Here is a 3,400-nt window from a genome sequence, read left to right as displayed (position 1 = left end):
CCATTGCGCGGAGCAAAGTCACGATTCAGAAGGGAGTCTCGCGTGGCATCGGTCGTGCGGCAACGCGAAATCCATCGACCTTCATTCAAATGTTCTGTTGACAAAAAACACGACCCGCCAGCACTAAACCAGGACGGGCCGTCTTGTTGATGCGATCACTCTTGGCCCAGAGGTCCTTCCGCGAAGAGATCGTTCACCTTGTAGGCGACCTCCGTGCGGTTGGTCGCCTTCAATTTCTTCATGATGTTTCGGATGTGAACCTTCACAGTGCTTTCGCGAAGGTTCAGTTCGTGGGCGATGATCTTGTTCGCCTTGCCGCGTCGCAGTGCCTGGGCGACCTCTGCCTGCCTGAGCGTGAACATGCCCGTCAAGGGCCGGGCGTCGCAGTTGCCTGATTTTATCAGGTGCCGCATGGAAAGGACACTACTGGCCGGAACGAAGATGCCTCCGGCTGCAGCCAAGTTGATCGCCTCGACACACACATCGATCCCGACCGAAGTCGGAATGTAGCCGCGTGCGCCGCATTCGAGAGCCGTCAGCACCTGTGCAAGATCTTCGGTGTCGGCCAGGATGACCACCGGAACGGTCTTGAACTCGGACGAAATATGCCTGATTTCTTCTGCAATGCCCTGATCGGTGACCTTCCGGCCGCCGAGGTTGAAGAGTATGGTTGAAAGGGGAGAAGCCGAACCCTTCCTTATGCGCCATTCCTCGATCGAACCCATGGCGACGACCACCATGCCCAATTCATGATCCTCAAGCGCCGAAGCGAGACACTCGCGGTCCAAGGCCCTCCCGTCCAGCATGAGAAGGTATTGCTTACCTGCTTCTTGGTGGAGATTTTCTGTGCCGCTGGACGGAACTCTTGATCGATTTGACGAACCGTAACTGTGCAGTCCTGCTGTAGAAACCATACCGATACTCACCCTTCCCCAACGAAGGTACCTGTGGCGCCCGATAAGTGCCCTTTCTTAGAATTTGAAGTTTTTGGTACCCGACCCATTTTCCACGCTCAAGGCTGATTGCGAACCTCAAGCAACGTGGCTGCTGACATGTAGAGCAGCCTCGGGAGTGTAGGAGCTATTTATTAGCATTCTCTAACATAAGTTAATTTTTTCGGTAAATTTTTACGTTGAGAAGACGGGACTCCAAACCGGTTTGACCCGCGCGAGCGGCCCGAACTAAGGCGCATGCCCGTGCCGCACCAGGCTATAGATATCCTCGGTTACCGCGCACTGTGTTGGTTGCACGCGCTCTTGCGATTAATTCGGCGGGTCTCATGCGATAGGCGGTGGTTGGGTTTGCTCGCACCTCCTGACAACGCTGCATCATACCTCCAAAAGCTTCGTTGACGATGTATACACCACGCTGAACACTGGATTGCCGGCGTCTGCTCGAGCTTACGCTGCCTGTCTGCGAACAAATGCGGAGACAGGATAGGGGAGCCACCGCCGCCCAACACCCCATGGCTCCCCTATCGCTCCGCATGGCGACCCACTTCCGAAATTTGATTTTTGAACGGCAAGCACGATCCGCCTGCAGGGCATGGCTGACGTCGGCAGATGAAGCGGTTCATCGTGAGCCTTCGCCAGACAACGTCCGGGTCTCAGGCGGTCCCCAGGGGGTTTGCTTCGCATAGCTGCTGAAAATCCAGAACCGTCCCGTCAGTCTGGATCTCGGCTTCGAATGCCTCGATCAGCCGTTTGGCGGCTTTGCTGGCAATGTGCGAATCGGGGTAAGTTGCCTCCACAACGCGCGCGCGCTCGTAGACTTCCCTGAATTGCCTGACCTGCTTGGGACCGAATACGCGATGTACAACCTGAGTGGTCATACCGCTTCTCCTCCTGGTGGCGGAACTTGAATTAACCTGCCCGTTGTCAAGCGCGCGCATGATTTCATCATCGGCACAGGATTACAACTGAAAGCCCAACAAGCCTGCGCCGGTATTGTAAGATACCAATTTCCTTGGTCGAGGCGTTCTTTAGTAGCGTTCGCTCGATTGCGAGTTAGCCGTTTGCAGGAGGCAAGGTCGCATGGTGAAGATTGCCAGAACCGCTGACCAGCCTTCGTGACGCCTTGCTCGAAACAAAAAAGCCAGGAGGCTTTTGCCTACTCATCCCGATGCCGCCCAGGGACTACGCGAAGCTGGCGTCGTCATTGGCCATTCGGTGCTGATCGTGGTTGACATCGACCGGGAAGGAGATCTCAGCGGTTACGGCATCGCTCGCCCCCTGTCGCAAGCAATCCTCATAATGATGGGTGGTTGCTGGGCTACAGAGGGGGCCCGTATCCTTCAGAAAAGAGGGGCGAGCAACGATTTCGGGTCGGGGGCGCCGGTCACCCGTAGCACGAGGCCCATGGTTGCTACTCGATGCTCAGGCCTGCCACACGATTCATTTATGATCTTTCAAGGGGAACCAAGAGTGCTTGGGCAGAGCGATATCCAATCGGCTGGGGGCTCAACGAAGACCGGACGAAGCGACTGGCACTGTAGGTCGCGGATTTACGATTTTGGTAATCGATGGAGGCCATCAGAGGGAAGGGGAGGCGGTGTTGGTCATCGAACGACACTACATCGCACCGGGCAAGTCGATGTGTTGAAAGCTTCGGCCCGCCTGCGTCGGCGCAACAACGGAGGCTCGGTCGAAATGGGAATAACCCATCCGCGCATCCCGTTGATACGCAATGCAATCATACCGTCAAAAGGGCTAACTCCGAAATGCGGTGGGGAGAACCCGCCACCTTAATCATAATGGAGGAGCCGACACTATCGACATGGCTGTGGTATTTTGTCTGCCGGGTCACGTAAAGGAGCGGTGAGTGGAACAGGTCACGACTTGCTGGGCCAGTCAGCTGGCGGAAGGACGCCTCAATGGTTTCGTGCCAATCCAACAACAGCGCTCAACGATGGCTGGACTTGAATCCGAGCGCGCCGAGAGGCATGCCAAGGCTTGTGGGTTGAGACGGCTTCGGTCCTACGCCCAGTGGCTCGTGCCAGATGATCTGGCCGTGTTCATTGAAGAGATCGATTGTTCCGCAGTCTTCGGGCGTGACGGCAAGTTGCTGGGGAAGAGGCATCCATGGTCTCGGACGGACTAAGGGCTAACGCCGCACAAGCGGCCGAATTTCTGGAGGTGCTGGGCAATGCGCGGCGGCTGCACATTTTGAGCTTGCTGCTCGACTATGAATTGCCGGATCGCAAAATTCGCGAACGGCTTAATATTAGCCGGACAGCCTCGTGGCACCACCTAGCCAAGCTCCGGGAAGTTGGGCTCGTAAAAATCCGCCGGGACGGCCGGAATGTATATTTTTCCTCTGAAAATCGAGCGGTACGCGATCTGCTTTGCAATTGGAATGTCGTGGTTGCTGTCCAGCAGTCTGGGCAAGCGGTTCCGCCCGG

Annotated in this window: 3 protein-coding genes; 1 reads left to right on the top strand and 2 read right to left on the bottom strand. The window is 56.3% G+C overall.

All coding sequences use genetic code 11. The features are described from left to right. Window positions 1-155 precede the first annotated feature (155 nt). Window positions 156-806, bottom strand: coding sequence for a response regulator transcription factor (locus tag EN949_RS33945; protein WP_245322253.1), 651 nt, complete (start codon window positions 804-806; stop codon window positions 156-158). Window positions 807-1,606: 800 nt separating this feature from the next. Further along, the gene (locus EN949_RS33940) at window positions 1,607-1,831 is read right to left on the bottom strand and encodes a hypothetical protein (RefSeq protein ID WP_024505842.1); all 225 of its coding nucleotides are present in this window, start codon (window positions 1,829-1,831) and stop codon (window positions 1,607-1,609) included. A 1,249-nt stretch (window positions 1,832-3,080) separates the two neighbouring features. Here EN949_RS33940 and EN949_RS33935 point away from each other — a divergent pair. Then, window positions 3,081-3,400 (top strand): metalloregulator ArsR/SmtB family transcription factor (locus EN949_RS33935; RefSeq protein ID WP_164782637.1); only part of this gene is annotated, 320 nt, incomplete at its 3' end.

Origin of the sequence: Mesorhizobium sp. M7A.F.Ca.US.007.01.2.1, from assembly GCF_003998165.1 — a bacterium.
Taxonomy (GTDB): domain Bacteria; phylum Pseudomonadota; class Alphaproteobacteria; order Rhizobiales; family Rhizobiaceae; genus Mesorhizobium; species Mesorhizobium ciceri.
Note: the sequence above shows the minus strand (reverse complement) of the source record. Positions and strands in the feature narration are given on the sequence as shown.

Excerpts from the sequence above, each read along its gene's own strand:
- EN949_RS33945 (WP_245322253.1), bottom strand. The coding sequence starts at position 806 with ATGCTGGACGGGAGGGCCTTGGACCGCGAGTGTCTCGCTTCGGCGCTT.
- EN949_RS33940 (WP_024505842.1), bottom strand. The coding sequence starts at position 1,831 with ATGACCACTCAGGTTGTACATCGCGTATTCGGTCCCAAGCAGGTCAGG.